Here is a 13,957-nt window from a genome sequence, read left to right on the forward strand (position 1 = left end):
CCGGCCCGGTGCGGACAGTCGTGAAGCGAGACTATCCACACCGGACCGGCCCGGCGTACCCCTAGAAGCCCGTTACTGGCCGGGGATCTTCACCGCCTCGATCGGGCTGCGCCGCATCGCGAGCCGCGCCGAGAGCGAGGTGACCGGCCACACGATGAGGAAAATCGCGAGCACCACGGCGAGGAACACCCACACCGGTCCCGACGGGATGATCTCCCCCGTCGAGATCGCCATCGGCAGCACGGTGAACAGCGAGATCACGATGCCGAGGACCAGGCCCGTGACCGCGACCACCCCGCCTTCCACGAACAGCATCCGCCGCACCTGACCGCGGTCCGCGCCGGCGAGCCGCTGCGCGCCGAACTCCCGCCGCCGCGCCAGCACCGCCACCGCGAGCGTGTTCACCGCGGCGATGGCGGCGTACGCGATGGCCAGCACGGCCAACAGGTAGTTGATCATCGCTTCGACGTCGGCACCCGCCTGGAAGCTCGCGGTGAGCGCGTCGTCGTCACCAACCGCGACCCCGGGCCAGGGCTTGGCCCGGTCCGTGAGCGCCGAGACGACGTCGCTCGCGTCGGCGCCGTTCGCGGCCTTCACGAGAACCTGCGACGCGAGGCCGCTGGTCGTGTGCGCGGCCAGCAGCTCTTCGGGCAGGACCATGCTCGCGTAGCTCGACGGGCTGTCGAGCAGCGCGACCACCGTCACCGGCACCGAAGCGCCGTCACCGAGGCGCATGGTGACCTTGTCGGCGACCTTGATGCCCAGGTCGTCGGCGACGTCCCCGGGCAGCGCCACCGTGTTCCCGCGCAGGTCCTTCAGCGAACCGGCCGTGGTTTCGGTGGCGAGCACGGTGCCACCCTGGTCTTCGGCGGAGACGCCCAGCAGCCGCAAGGGATCGCTGCCGTTACCATCGTAGGGCTGCTCGAGCCAGCCGGAGCTGGTCACCAGCGGCGAAGCCGTGCCGACGCCCGGCGTGCTGCGGATCTGCGCCAGCTCGTCGGGTGAGAAGCCGCCCACACTGCTGGTCACCACCGCGTCGGCCTGGAGCTGATCGGCGTACGCGGCGACCTGCGCTTTTTGCGCTGTGGTCTCGGAGTACACGTTGCCCAGAGCCACCGCGCTGGCCAGCGTGATCGGCGTGAGCACGGCGGCGAACGCGACCGCCCGCGCCCGGGTGTTGATCACCGCGAGCGTGGCGTCGGGCCCGGCGATCCTGCGGATGAGCGGCCCGTAGCGGTCGACCACCCACGCCATGATTTCCGGCCCGAGCAGCGCGACCGCGATCGCACCGGTGAGCACGGCCGGGCCGCCGATCGCCGACGCAGTGTCGGCCGGCATGAACAGCGTGGTGGCCGCGAGCAGCACCGTGGCCGCCCCGAACACCAGCGCGCCCGTGCGGCGCAACGGGTTCACCTTCGCGCCCGGGATCGCGGCCTCGGCCAGCGCCTGGATCGGCCGGGCCCGCGCGGCGGCGAGCGCGGCGAACCACGCGGCGGCGTAAGTGATCGCGAGTGAGGCGATGATGCCCGCGGCGAACGCGATGATGTCCTGGCTGAACGCCAGCTCGCTCGGCACGATGCCGATCGACATGCTCGTGTCGAAGATCCGGTTGCCCAGGAAGCTGCCGAGCACCGCGCCGCACAGCGCGGCCAGCGCACCGACGGCCATGGTCTCGGCGATCACCATGCGCTGTACCTGTTTCGGCGTCGCGCCGGTGGCCCGCAGCAGCGCGAGCTCCTGCTGCCGCTGCCGCACGGTGAGGCTGATCGTGGCCGACACGACCAACGCCATGACCACGATCACCATGCCGCCGAACACCGCGGCGAGCAGGATCAGCGGCAGCTGCGCCGCGTCGACGCCGAGGAACTCCGCCGAGCCGCGGTCGTCACCGGTCAGCACACTCATGCCGGGCACCTGCCCGGAGATCCGCGCGGCCAGCTCGTCGGCATCGACGCCGGCGGCCGGGAACACGCCGGCGAGGCCAACGTTGCCCGGGTGCGCGGCGAAGCGCTGCGCGTCGGCACCGGAGAAGAAGAACGCCGGCGCTGCCACTTCCTGGGAGGGCGTGGCGATGCCGGAGACCACAAAGGACTGTTTCTGACCGTTCACGGCCAGCTCGACGTTCGCCCCCGGGTGCAGCCCGGCCGCGCTCGTCGCGTCGACCACGACCTGCCCGGCCGTGCGCGGCTGTTCGCCCTCGGTCAGCTTGTACCCGCCGAGCGAGGCCGAGTCCCAGCCGTGTCCGGAAAGGACGGACGAGCCGGCGTCACCCGGCTGACCGTCGTGCAGCAGCACGGCGGCGAACGACACGTCAGGCACGACCTGCGCCGCGCCGTCGACGGCCGCGATCTTCGCCAGCTGGCCCTGGTCCAGCCCCGCGCGCTCGGCGTAGGGCACGACCTGCGACTCCTCGTCGGGCAGCTTGAATCCCGACGAACCCGTGACCACGACCGGCGCGGCGGCGAGGCGCTGCGGCTCGGCCTTGAGCACGATCGCCGTTTCGAACAACCCGGCACACGCGATGAGCAGCCCGCAGCCCACGAGCACCGCGACGAACGACGCGATCGACGCCGCCGCGCGGTACCGCAGGCTCGACAGCGCGAGGCCGAGCACCACCCGCCGCGAACTCACCGCTGCCCCCTGGCCTGCTTGGCCCGCGCGCCGAGGTCGGCGAGCGTGCCCGCGACGGCCTCGACGGTGGGCGTGGCCATCTGCGTGACGATGCTGCCGTCCACGAGGAACAGCACGGTGTCCGCATAGGACGCCGCCACCGGGTCGTGGGTGACCATCACGATCGTCTGGCCCTCGCTCACGAGCTCGCGCATGAGCGTGAGCACCTCGAGCGCCGTGGTCGTGTCGAGCGCGCCGGTCGGCTCGTCGGCGAACACCACGGCGGGCCGCGACGCCAGCGCACGGGCGATCGCCACGCGCTGCTGCTGCCCGCCGGACAGCTCGCCCGGCCGGTGCTTCACGCGCTTGGCCAGCCCGACGCGCTCGATCACCTGCGCCACCCACGCGCGGTCCGGCTCGCGGCCGGCCAGCAGCGTCGGCAGCGTCACGTTCTGCTCGACGTTGAGCGCCGGCATCAGGTTGAACGACTGGAAGATGAAGGACACGTGCTGGCGGCGCAGCTCCGTCAGCTGCGTTTCGTTCTTGCCCTTCAGGGGCGTGCCCACCAGCGTGACCGAGCCCGAGGTCGGCTCGTCGAGGCCCGCCGCGCAGTGCAGCAGCGTGCTCTTGCCCGAGCCGGACGGGCCCATCACCGCGGTGAACGACCCCGCCGGGAAGGACACGGAGACCCCGGCGAGCGCCTCGACGGCGCTGTCGCCGGAGCCGTAGGTCTTGCGCACCGCGTCGAGCTGCACGGGCGACGCGACCGCGGTCATCGTCGGCATCTCGTTCACTCGGATCCCCTCCGGGCGTCCCGGCGCGCCGGGTCGAAGTACCACCACAAGGCCAGCAGCACGCCGCCGCCGACCACGGTCCAGAGCCAGAACGGCGATTTCACCGAGCCGCTGATGATGCTCATCAGCAGCCAGATCACGAACTGGACGCCGCTGACGACCACCCAGATGACGGTGATGATCCGGCGGGCGAGCCCGCCCGTCACACGGGTTCCTTGGTTGCTCTCCGGCATGAGCCCCCCATATCGGCATCGGCGGAGCGGACCGGGTACGTCCCGGCCCATAACTGTGTATGGCTTGCACAGTTTAGCGGATCACCGCAAACGGGGGAAGTCACCCCCGCACAGAGGTTGTCAGTCAGGGGTTTTCAGTCAAGGGGTTTCCCGCACAGCGGCACGCGTCCGCCGGTCGCGGTCGCGCACGCTCCACACGCCGGCGACCAGCACGCCGCCGCCGAGCAGCACCCAGAGCAGCCAGCTCGGGTCCCACTGGCCGCCGATGAGGCCCATCAGGAACCAGATCAAGATGTTCGCCGCCCCGACCACGGCCCACAGCCCGAACGCCAGCCGCGGCGCCGCCTCCAGCAAGGCCGGCGCGGGCGCGTCGGTCGCACCGTCGATCGCCGCGCGCAGCCCGGCGTGCGAGCCGGCGCGCCGCACGCGAGCCAGCCGGCGGGCGGCCTCCTGCCCGTCGTAGTGTCCGAGGGAGCGCGCGTGCTCGACCTCGGTCGCGGCCAGCTTCCGATCCAGCTCGGTGACCTGCCCGATCCCGAACCGGTTGGTCTTGCTCACGTTCGCCCCCAGTGTCCGCCTCGACGATGCGCTCAAGCACGCGGTCGATTAGTGTAAGACATACACAGTTTACTGAAGGACCCACCGGAGCGGAAGATGCCGATCGAGCCCGATCCTCGCGACCTGCCCCCGGGCCTCGCGCCCGCGTGGGCCTCCAGCGCGCCCAAACAGCCCCGCCGGGGGCCGAAACCCGCGCACACCGTCGAGGAGATCGTGACGGCCGCCGTCGAGGTCGCCGACGCCGAGGGCCTGGCCGGCGCGTCGCTGCCGAACATCGCCGCTTCGCTCGGGCTCACCACCAACGCGCTCTACCGCTACGTCGGCTCCAAGGAGGAACTGCTGGTCCTCCTGGCGGACGCCGGCTTCGGCCCCCCGCCACTCCTCGCCGCCGGCGCTTGGCGCGACGAGGTGCGCGCGTGGACCGAGGCCGCCCTGCTCCGCTACGAAGCCCGCCCGTGGCTCCTCGACATCCCCTTCCACGGCGACGCCCTCACCCCACACCGCCTGCGCTGGACCGAACTGCTGCTGCGCACGTTCACCACGGCCGGGCTCCCTGATAGCGACGCGCTGGGGTGTGCGCAGTTGATCACGGATCTGACCCGCACCACGGCGGCGCGGCGCCGGGCGGCTTCGGACCCGGACGCCGCGACCGCCCCCGGGCGAGCGGAGGCGGTGCGGTCGTTCCTGGCGCCGGTGTTGGGGGAGGACGGGTATTCGTCGTTGGCCGCACTCACGTCGGCTGGGCGGTATCCCGCTGAGCCGGCGGAGGGGTTCGCGTTGGAGAGGGTGTTGGAGGGGATTGGCGGGTTGGTGGTGCGGGAAAGCACCAGCTGAGGCTCAGTTTCAGCAGCCCCGGCCCCGCTAGACCTCGCTCTCCAGCCGTTTCTGGGGGGGGTCGTTACAACACCTGAAGCGTTCAGGGAGTTGCACTGCTGCCCAGATCTGGAGTGGATCGGGCGCAGGGCGGCGTTTCCGCGGGCGCTGGTGGGCGTGGCAAGCGGATGTCTGGGGAGTCGGTGGCCCGTTTCGCGGTGAGGAAGCAGGAAAGCGGCCCGGGGGTTGGGGAATCAACTGCCGGACGGCCACCGCGGCCGAGGTGACGACACCGGCGTGCCGGGTTGGTGTCGTCGCGGTTTCCGAACCGGCAAAGCGGATCCTGATCGGGGTGCGCCGGGCTGGGGTGTCGTTGCCCTTAGCAACGCTGATCCGACGAGAACCCACGACCTGCCCCGCCGAAGCTTCCCCACCGCCGACCTCGCCTCCCACACCTCGAGCACCTCGGGGCGGTCGCCACCATGTTCAGGCGACCGCCCGCGTGGTCCTCATCCGGGACACCGAGCCGAACGCTGGACGCACCTACTAGGCACCAGCCACCACCGGCCCCCGCAGACAGACCCCCGCCCTCCCAGGGGGCGTCCCTCGTTCCATTCTATCGGCCACCCCCGACAAAAACCCTGGCGAGCGCCGCGTGAGCGCCAGTTGTCCACACCCTGGGCGAGTGAACATCCACCGGCAAACCGCAGCGGGAAAGCACCAGCTGAGGCTCACTTCCGATAACGCATCAGCGCCGCCGCGCCCTTCTGTTCCACCGACGTCAACCGCAGGTCCATCGGCTGCGCCGAGAACAGGCGGCGGCCGCTGCCGGCGACCGTGGGGAACACCATCAGGCGGTATTCGTCCACGAGGTCGGCCAGTTCGTGGGCCAGGCTGACGCTGCCGGTCATGATCACGTCCTGCGAAGCTTTGGCGCGCTGGACCGAGGACACGAGGTCGCCCGAGATCAGCGTCGAGTTGCGCCAACCGGTGGCGCTGGTGAGGGTGCGGGACGCGACGAGCTTCGGGATGGCGTTGAGCTTCGCGGAGAACGGGTCGGTGCGGCCGGACCAGATCTTCGTGAACAGCTCCCACGTGGTGCGCCCGAAGAGCATCACGCCGGTGTCGAGCAGGGGTCCGAGGTCGAACTTGTCGCCGGCCACGGCTTCGGGGCCGTGGCGGAAGGCCCAGCCGCCGGCCAGGGTGGCGCCGGAGCCGTCCGGGTCCTCGACGACGCCGTCCAGCGTCACGAACTCGATCACGATCAGCTCGCCCATGGGGTGCTCCTTCGTCCGGTGATCGTCGCCGGCCGGGTGGCTCGACACCGGTACTTACCGGCGCCGGTCCTCGAACTCATCGCTCTCGCCGCCACGAATTTCGCGAGCCGGCCGCGGGGCCGCTCCGGGCGAGAGGATCACGGCGCGCGAAGCCAGGTGCAGCGCCAGCCGCTCGTCCGGTTGTGCCAGGTCCACGCCCAGCAAGCGCTCGATGCGCGACACCCGCGCGGCCACGGTGTTGCGGTGGATGCCGAGGGCCAGCGCGGTCTCGGCGAGCGAAGATTCGGCGTCGAGGTAGGTGGCGAGGGTGCGCAGGAGGTCACCGGTGGCCGAGAGCAGCGGGGCGACCAGGGCGCGGGCCGCGGGTTCGAAGGTGTCGGTGCGGGTCCACTCCAGCAGGAGCTGCGCCAGGCCGAGCTGGTCGACGTGCAGGAAGTGGCCGGTTTCGGGGCGGGTCGCGGCGAGGCGGGCGGCGTCGCTCGCTTCGGCGACGGTGGTGGCGAGGCCGTCGGGACGCGGGTGCGGCCGGCCGACGCCGAGGTGCGTACCGAGATTGCGGCGCAGCTCGCGGTGCGCGGCCTGCAGGCTGGCGGCGAGCGAGCGCACGCGTTCGGCCGTGGGTTCCTGATCGAAGGTGACCCAGCCGGTCCAGCCGTCGCCGCGGGCGACCACGACCGCGTCGACGCCTTCGACCCGCAGCGCGCGCACCACTTCCTGCGTGCGCGCCACGGTGTCGACCGCGGACGGCACGCCGACGTGCAGGCCCACGTGCCAGCCGCCGAGCCGCCAGCCCGCGTCGGCCACGCGGCGACGCAGGTCGGCACCCGGCTCGGTGTCGAGCCGCAGCAGGTCGCCCAGCAGGGCGGTGCGCGAACGGGCGTCGCGCTCCAGCTCCAGGCGGTTCGCGAGCAGCCAGCGCTGCACCGCCCCGGCCGCGACGGCCAACACCGGCGGCACCACGTCCGCCCGCGCCGCCTCCGCCCCGGTCAGCTCCACCGCGACCCAGACCGTGGCCGCCGGGTGCGCGAGCAGCACCCCGTCGGCGAGGTCGTGGTGCTGCGGCACGGGTTCGCCGAGCCGGATCCGCGCACCCTCGGCCACCGCGCCGGCCAGCGGCTCACCGCGGTCGTCGAGCAACGCCACCGGCGACCGCAACAACCGCCGCAACACCCCCACGATCTCCTCCGGCGGCCGCAGCCGCTCACCGAGCGCCCGGTGCGTGGCCAGCACCAGCTCGGCGCGATCCAGCTCCGGCGCCGCCAGCGACAACCGCGCGTCCACGACCAGATCGAGCGGCGCCGCCGCCGTTAGCAACAACGGCACGGCCAACCGATCCGCCAACAACCGCGACGCAGCCGGCGGCGCCGTACCCGCCAGCACCACCCCGGCCGAACCGGCGTCCGCGCACCGCCGCAGCAACGCGTCGATCTGCCAATCCGTCCCGGCAACCGGCCGCACCACGACCACCAGCTCCCCGGCGGCCGGCACGTGCGCCGTGTCGACCGCCCCACGCACCGTCGTGAGTGGACGGTCCAGGCCCGCCGCCCCGGCGAGCACTTCGACCGCACCGGCCCAGGACTCGAGGGTGAGCATCCGCCGTACGGTCACGGCGCCACCACCAAGCCGCAGCCCGTGCTGCACGCGCCTGGCGACGCCTCGGCTGCCCAGGTCCGGACCGCGAGGGTCAGCAAACGGCGCAGAGTCGCCGCACCACCAGCCGGCCGCAGCACCGGCAGCCCTCCACCGACGCCACGCCAGCCCATCACGCAAGCAGCGAACGTCCGCCACAGACTCATCGCGACACCACCGAGCCGCACATGTCGACCGGCACCTCGACCGCGCGAGTTCGGAGCACGGGGGTGAACAACCGCCGCAGAGTCACCGCATCACCAACCAGCCACAGCCGCCCACCACCCCGACCACACCAGCCCACAACCGCGACGGCGAATTCCGACCACAGACTCATCGCGACACCACCGAGCCGCAGCCCGTGCGGCACGCGCCGTCCTGCGCCTCGCCCGCGCGGATCCGGAACACGAGGGTGAGCAATCGGCCCAGAACCACCGCGCCACCGGCCGGCCAAAGCCCCAGCCGCCGTCCACCGAAGCCACGCCAGCCCATCACCCCGACGACAAGCAGCCACCACGCACTCATCCCGCCACCACCGGATCACAATCGATCCCATACGCCCGCGGCTGCAGCACCGGCAGCCGCGTCGGGTCGGTCCAGAAGGGGGCGGCCGCGAGGCGGACGACGTCGACCTCCAGGCCCATGCGGATGGCGTCGCAGGGCAACGGGACGCCGGTGCGGTGGTCGAGGACCGAGAGGACGTCCGGGGTGGACGCCACGGGGGCGCCGTCGCGCAAGGCCAGCAGGTACTCGTTCTCCATTTCCAGCCGCAGCAACTGTCCACTGTGGTGGTCGGCGAGGGTGACGCTGCCGCGGCCGAAGCCGGGGCTGCCGTGGTGCCCGGGGCCGACGTGGCGGGCCACCTCGAGCACTCGGCCGCGCGCCAGCACGGTGCCGTCGAGTGCGGCCTCCAACGCCGACCGCGGGGGGCTCTCGCCGGCCGCGAGGGCGCGGCGGCCCAGCGCCAGCGCGGCCGTGGTGGTGCCGAGGACCGCGCACGCGGCGAGCTCGGCGGCCGGGATCGGGGCGAGCGCGAAGGCCGCCCAGCCGCCGAAGCCCGCCAGGAACGCGCGGGCGCCGCGCTCGACCATGGCGTCCGAGCCGGCCGCCAGCACCATCACCTGGCCGCCCTGTTCGGCCAGCGCGGCGGGCGCCACGCCGCGGCCGGTGGCGGCCACCGACAGCTGATCGAGGCGCGGCAGGCCGCGGCCGGAGAGGTCGGCGTCCACGTAGGACAGCCCGAGCTGCCCGGCCACGGCGAGTGGCACCAACCCGTTGAGGCCACCGATCTCGATCGACATGAGGGCGTCGGCGCGCTCGCCGGTCCAGCGCTCGACGGCGGCCACCGCCGAGGCGAACTCGTCGCCGCCCGGCAGCTTCTCCGTGAACGCGGCCGTGGCGCCGACGACGCCGACCGGCACCACCCGCGCCTCCGGCGGCAGCTCGTGCACCGCCTGCACCACCGGCTCGGGTTCCCGGGACAGGACCCGGCGCAGCAGCACGGCGGCGGTGACGGTGTCGCCGCCGCCACCGGACCCGAGCAGGGCGACCCCTCGTTCGAGGGCGGGCACGTCACCGGCCGTGATGCGCATGGGAAACCACAGTAGACGAGGTCACCGCAGCGCGTAGCCACCGTCGGGGTACAGCGTGGACCCCGTCGTGTAAGTGCTCGACAACAGGTACAGCACCGCTTCGGCCACTTCGGACTCCTTCCCGACGCGGTGCAGCAGCGTGTCCGCCTCGTACTGCGCGAAGCTCGCCTCCCGCACCGCCGCCGGCCGCTGGGCCCACAGGTTCCCGTCGATGGTGCCGGGCGCCACCACGTTCACCCGCACCGGCGCCAGCTCCACCGCGAGGCCACGGCCGAGCCCTTCGACGGCGGCGTTGCAGGCCACGTACGCCGGCGCCGCGCCCGGCGGCCGCACGCTCGCCGCACCGGACATCAGCACGATCGAAGCGTCGGCCGTCAGCTTCGGCACCGCGTGCTTCACGGCGTGGTACTGGCCCCAGAACTTCGTGGTGAACGGGCTCGCCGCGTCCTCGTCGCTCAGCTCCCGCAGCGGCCCCACGCGATACGCGGCGCCGGGCGTGAACAGGTGGTCGATCTCGTCCAGCGCCCCGAAGAACGCGGCCAGCGACGCCTGGTCGGTGCTGTCCACCACCTGCCACTTCGCCCCGATCTCCCCGGCCGCGGCGGCCAGCTTCGCCTCCGTGCGCCCGCCCAGGTGCACCTGCGCTCCGGCCGCGACGGCCCGGCGGGCGACCTCCAGGCCGATGCCCGACCCACCACCGATGATCACCACGGTCCGCCCGGCCAACGTCATGCGATCTCCTCCACCGGCACGAACGGATGGGTCAACCCGAACGCGCCCGGCCCGAACGTGTCCAGCGCCTCCGGCGTGCGCATCAACGGCGGCGTCGAGATGCCGACCACGGTCACGCGCTGGCCGTAGCGCAGCGTCTCGGTCGTGATCGGCTCGGCCGTGGCCGCCTCCAGCACGCAGATCAGGTCCGGCACCAGGCAGCGCACCTCGTCGTCGACGGTGGCGAGCAGGTTCTCGTTCTGGAACAGCAGCTCGAGCTTGTGGGCGCCGTCGTAGGACACCGCCGCCGCGCGGCCGCGCGCGAAGCCGGCCTCCGTGCGGCGCTCCACATCGGACACTTTGCCGCGGAAGAGCACCCGCAGGTGCGCATACGGCGTCGGCCGCAACGCCGCGGCCAGCCGCTCGATCGCGTCCTCGTTGGCTTCCCGCGCGAGCCGGATCGCGCGGCCGACCGACAACGCCAGCGACAACGTGTTCGGCACGGCCGTGCGCTTCACGTCGGCGCCGCTCATCGCGTATTCGGCGATGTGCGCCACCCCGCCGAGCCGGATCGTGACGCCGCGCGCCAGCCACTCCATCCGCCGGTTGTCCGCGCCGGTGTCGATCACGGTCGTCTCGCCGCGCTCGCCGCCGATCGCCATCGGCGAGCCGGACACGCCGTAGACGCCGAACGTCTCCATCTGCAGCTCCGGGAACGCGCGACCCATGCCGTCGGCGTCCACCACCGGCAGCCCGAGCCGCGCGCCGACGAGCAGCGGGATCATCGAATTGATGCCCCCGCACTCGATCGGCATGGTCGCGTCGGCGCGCTTGCCGAGGTGCTTCTCCAGCGTGCGCAGGGCGAGCACGGGTTCACCGCCGCTGGGCAGCTTCTCGTGCACCACCGTGGGCGCGCCCATCTGCGCGGTCGGGATCACGAGCGCGTCGTCGTCCACTTCGGACGGATCGAGCACCGCGATCGGGCCGTGGGCCCGGATCGCCTCGCGCACCAGCAGCCGACCCACGTACGGGTCGCCACCGCCGCCGGTGCCGAGCACCGCGGCGCCGCGCGCGAGGTCGGGCAGGTCGTCCTCGGTCAGGGTCCAGCTCACCCGGCCACTCCGATCGGGTCGATGTCGTAACCGAAGTACCGCGGACCGGCCAGCGCGATGCCTTCGGGGGTGTACCAGCGCGGGTCGGCCGGCGCGGCGAGCACCGTCACGCGCTGGCCGTACCGCAGGCCCTCGGTCGTCACCGCTTCACCGGACTCGCGCTCCAGCGTGCAGATGAGGTCCGGCACGGAAGCCTCGACCACGCCGTCGCGCTCGGCCACCAGGTGCTCGTTCTGGAACCGCAGCACGAGCTCCGCACCGGTGTCACCGTCCATTCCGGACAGCCGTGCTTCACCGCGCGCGAACCCGGTCACCGTGCGCCGGGCCACGTCCACCACCTTGCCGCTGAACAGCCGGCGCCCGCCCAGCCGCGCCACGACGGCGTCGACCGGGTCGCGGAACTCGGCGCGCGCGGAGCGGACCAGCGCACCCAGCTCCGCGCACAGGCTCAACGTGCCCGGCACGAGCGACTCCCGCGCCTGCGAACCGGACATGGCGTAGTTGCTGATCATCGCCGAGCAGCCCATGTCGATGGTCGCCGAGCGCGCGAGCCGTTCGGCCCAGCGGTTGTCCACCGTGTCCAGCACCCCGCGGTTGCCCTTCTCGTCCGCGATGGACATCGGCGTCGCGCTGATGCCGTACAACGTCGGGATCACCATCTGCAGCTCCGGGAACGCGCGGCCCATGCCGTCGGCGTCCACCAGCGGCAGGCCCAGCTGCGCGGCCGCGACCACCGGGATCAGCGAGTTGACCCCGCCGGCCTCGGCACACGCGATGTGGGTGAGCTCCTTGCCCAGGTACGCCGCGAGCGTGCGGGCCGCGAGGCCCACCTGCTCAGCCGAAGGCAGCTTCTCGACCATCACGGTCGGCGCGCCCATCATCGCGACGGGCAGCACCACGGCGTCGTCGGGCACCTCGGCCAGCGGCACCAGCGGCACGGCTCCGTGCTCCCGCACCGCCGAGCGCGCGAGCAGCCGGCCGATGTACGGGTCACCTCCGCCGCCGGTGCCCAGGATCGCCGCGCCGCTCGCGATGTCGGCCAGGTCCTGTTCGGTGATCTCGCGCATCACGCCCCCAGCTGCAGGTCGCCGACGGCCTTCACGCGGATGCGCGTGGCGTTGCCGGGCAGGTACGGGATCGGCACCTCGTCGAAGTCGACGATGCCCACCGACGCCGGTGAGGCCCCGGCGGCCACCGCGCGGTCCACGGCCTCCTGCTTCGCCTCGTCGACCACGGCCTCCCGACGGCCGGGCTCGATCACGTACACGCGGTCGACCTCACCGCCGATCTGCGCGATGGCCGCGCCGATCGCGTTGGCCACCGCGTGGTTCTCCGGCCGGCGCACCTCACCGGCGCCCGCCAGCACCTCGGGCAGCAGGATCGACCCGCCGCCGACCGCGACCACCGGCAGCGGTTCGGCCGAGGTCCGCATGCGTTCGACCACATCGGACACGTCGGCGGCGATCCGGTCGAGCGCCGCGCGGACCAGCCCGCGGTCGAGGTGCTTCACGAGGCTCGCGTCGCCGATGTCGGCGCGGCCCGCGGCCACCGCGATGTCGGTGGCGGTGAGCGTGTCGCCGCCGAAGACCAGGGCCTTCGAGGTGAGCTCGTAGCCCACCGAATCCGGCCCCACGGTCACGTTCCCGGCGTCGCCGCGGACCCGGCTGCCGCCGCCGATGCCGATCGAGAGCACGTCCGGCATCCGGAAGTTGGTGCGAATGCCGGCCACGCTCACGTCGGTGGTCGCCTCACGCGGGAAACCCTGGCGCAGCACGCCGACGTCACTGGTCGTGCCGCCGACGTCCACCACCGCGCAGGTGTCCAGACCGGACAGCACGGCCGCGCCGCGCATCGAGTTCGTCGGCCCGGACGCGAAGGTCGCCACCGGGTAGCGGCGAGCGAAGTCGACGTCCATCAGCGTGCCGTCGTTCTGGCTCAGGTAGAGCGGCGCGGTGATGCCCGCGCCGGTGACCGATTCGGCCAGCCCGTCGACGATGTGCGCGGCCAGCTCCCGCAGGGCCGCGTTGATCACCGTCGCGTTTTCCCGCTCCAGCAACCCGATGCGGCCGATCTCGTGCGACAGCGAGATGGCCACATCGGGCAGCTGGGCGGAGATGAGCTCGGCGGCGCGCGCCTCGAACTCGGCGTTGACCGGGGAGAAGACCGAGGTAATCGCGACGCTGCGCACCCCGGCCGCCCCCATGTCCTCGGCGGCCTTGCGCAGCTCGCCCTCGTCGAGCTCCGCGATGTGCCGCCCGTCGAACTCGTGCCCGCCGTGCACGAGGTAGCTGCGCCCCGACACGGCGTCGACCAGCCGCTGCGGCCAGTCGACCATCGGCGGCAGCGACGCCCCGGCCGGCAGGCTCAGCCGCACGGCCGCCGTCGGCGCGAGGCGGTGGGCCTCCACGAGCGCGTTGATGAAGTGCGTGGTGCCGATCATCACCGCCTGGACGCCCGCCGGGTCGAACGCGCGCTGCTGTTGCAGGCCCGCGATCGCCGCGACGATGCCGGAGGTGACGTCGGCGGTGGTGCTGGTCTTCACCGAGGCGAGCACCTGCCTGCCGTCGAGCAGGACGGCGTCCGTGTTGGTGCCGCCGACGTCGATGCCGATGCGCACGAAGATCTCTC

Annotated in this window: 13 protein-coding genes; 1 reads left to right on the forward strand and 12 read right to left on the reverse strand. The window is 72.7% G+C overall.

Annotation, left to right across the window (positions count from 1 at the left end; translation table 11 throughout):
* Positions 1 to 72: 72 nt before the first annotated feature.
* From VSH64_RS26400 to VSH64_RS26415, 4 genes are all read right to left on the reverse strand, one after another.
* Positions 73 to 2,631 (reverse strand): ABC transporter permease, encoded by a 2,559-nt coding sequence (locus tag VSH64_RS26400; RefSeq protein WP_326565381.1) that lies wholly within the window; start codon positions 2,629 to 2,631, stop codon positions 73 to 75.
* Complete coding sequence (locus tag VSH64_RS26405; protein ID WP_326838030.1) at positions 2,628 to 3,395, reverse strand: ABC transporter ATP-binding protein; 768 nt, start codon at positions 3,393 to 3,395, stop codon at positions 2,628 to 2,630. The genes VSH64_RS26400 and VSH64_RS26405 overlap by 4 nt, the downstream gene beginning before the upstream one ends.
* A gap of 5 nt (positions 3,396 to 3,400) precedes the next feature.
* Positions 3,401 to 3,610: a hypothetical protein gene (locus VSH64_RS26410; RefSeq protein WP_326565382.1), complete on the reverse strand. Its 210-nt coding sequence runs from the start codon at positions 3,608 to 3,610 to the stop codon at positions 3,401 to 3,403.
* Positions 3,611 to 3,775: 165 nt separating this feature from the next.
* Complete coding sequence (locus VSH64_RS26415; RefSeq protein WP_326565383.1) at positions 3,776 to 4,195, reverse strand: hypothetical protein; 420 nt, start codon at positions 4,193 to 4,195, stop codon at positions 3,776 to 3,778.
* Positions 4,196 to 4,291: 96 nt separating this feature from the next.
* Here VSH64_RS26415 and VSH64_RS26420 point away from each other — a divergent pair, with 96 nt between their 5' ends.
* Entirely contained in the window at positions 4,292 to 5,029 is a 738-nt protein-coding gene (locus VSH64_RS26420; RefSeq protein ID WP_326565384.1) for a TetR/AcrR family transcriptional regulator, read from the forward strand.
* 710 nt (positions 5,030 to 5,739) lie between these two features.
* Here VSH64_RS26420 and VSH64_RS26425 read toward each other — a convergent pair.
* The 8 genes from VSH64_RS26425 to VSH64_RS26460 all read right to left on the reverse strand — a co-directional run bounded on the left by VSH64_RS26425 (position 5,740) and on the right by VSH64_RS26460 (position 13,946).
* Positions 5,740 to 6,285, reverse strand: coding sequence for a dihydrofolate reductase family protein (locus tag VSH64_RS26425; RefSeq protein WP_326565385.1), 546 nt, complete (start codon positions 6,283 to 6,285; stop codon positions 5,740 to 5,742).
* A gap of 54 nt (positions 6,286 to 6,339) precedes the next feature.
* The gene (locus VSH64_RS26430; protein WP_326565386.1) at positions 6,340 to 7,893 is read right to left on the reverse strand and encodes a helix-turn-helix domain-containing protein; all 1,554 of its coding nucleotides are present in this window, start codon (positions 7,891 to 7,893) and stop codon (positions 6,340 to 6,342) included.
* A gap of 354 nt (positions 7,894 to 8,247) precedes the next feature.
* Complete coding sequence (locus tag VSH64_RS26435) at positions 8,248 to 8,439, reverse strand: hypothetical protein (RefSeq protein ID WP_326565388.1); 192 nt, start codon at positions 8,437 to 8,439, stop codon at positions 8,248 to 8,250.
* Positions 8,436 to 9,506 (reverse strand): DUF917 domain-containing protein, encoded by a 1,071-nt coding sequence (locus VSH64_RS26440; protein WP_326565389.1) that lies wholly within the window; start codon positions 9,504 to 9,506, stop codon positions 8,436 to 8,438. Before VSH64_RS26440 ends, VSH64_RS26435 begins: the two co-directional genes overlap by 4 nt.
* Before the next feature lie 21 nt (positions 9,507 to 9,527).
* Positions 9,528 to 10,238, reverse strand: coding sequence for an SDR family oxidoreductase (locus VSH64_RS26445; RefSeq protein WP_326565390.1), 711 nt, complete (start codon positions 10,236 to 10,238; stop codon positions 9,528 to 9,530).
* Complete coding sequence (locus VSH64_RS26450; RefSeq protein WP_326565391.1) at positions 10,235 to 11,329, reverse strand: DUF917 domain-containing protein; 1,095 nt, start codon at positions 11,327 to 11,329, stop codon at positions 10,235 to 10,237. Before VSH64_RS26450 ends, VSH64_RS26445 begins: the two co-directional genes overlap by 4 nt.
* Positions 11,326 to 12,396 (reverse strand): DUF917 domain-containing protein, encoded by a 1,071-nt coding sequence (locus VSH64_RS26455; protein WP_326565392.1) that lies wholly within the window; start codon positions 12,394 to 12,396, stop codon positions 11,326 to 11,328. Before VSH64_RS26455 ends, VSH64_RS26450 begins: the two co-directional genes overlap by 4 nt.
* Positions 12,396 to 13,946, reverse strand: a complete 1,551-nt coding sequence (locus VSH64_RS26460) for a hydantoinase/oxoprolinase family protein (RefSeq protein ID WP_326565393.1) — start codon at positions 13,944 to 13,946, stop codon at positions 12,396 to 12,398. Before VSH64_RS26460 ends, VSH64_RS26455 begins: the two co-directional genes overlap by 1 nt.
* Positions 13,947 to 13,957: the final 11 nt, after the last annotated feature.

Source organism: Amycolatopsis rhabdoformis (assembly GCF_035918295.1).
Classification (GTDB): Bacteria; Actinomycetota; Actinomycetes; order Mycobacteriales; family Pseudonocardiaceae; genus Amycolatopsis; species Amycolatopsis rhabdoformis.

Coding starts and splice junctions, on each gene's coding strand:
- VSH64_RS26425 (WP_326565385.1), bottom strand. CDS start 6,285: ATGGGCGAGCTGATCGTGATCGAGTTCGTGACGCTGGACGGCGTCGTC.
- VSH64_RS26405 (WP_326838030.1), bottom strand. CDS start 3,395: ATGCCGACGATGACCGCGGTCGCGTCGCCCGTGCAGCTCGACGCGGTG.
- VSH64_RS26435 (WP_326565388.1), bottom strand. CDS start 8,439: ATGAGTGCGTGGTGGCTGCTTGTCGTCGGGGTGATGGGCTGGCGTGGC.
- VSH64_RS26420 (WP_326565384.1), top strand. CDS start 4,292: ATGCCGATCGAGCCCGATCCTCGCGACCTGCCCCCGGGCCTCGCGCCC.
- VSH64_RS26455 (WP_326565392.1), bottom strand. CDS start 12,396: ATGCGCGAGATCACCGAACAGGACCTGGCCGACATCGCGAGCGGCGCG.
- VSH64_RS26445 (WP_326565390.1), bottom strand. CDS start 10,238: ATGACGTTGGCCGGGCGGACCGTGGTGATCATCGGTGGTGGGTCGGGC.
- VSH64_RS26440 (WP_326565389.1), bottom strand. CDS start 9,506: ATGCGCATCACGGCCGGTGACGTGCCCGCCCTCGAACGAGGGGTCGCC.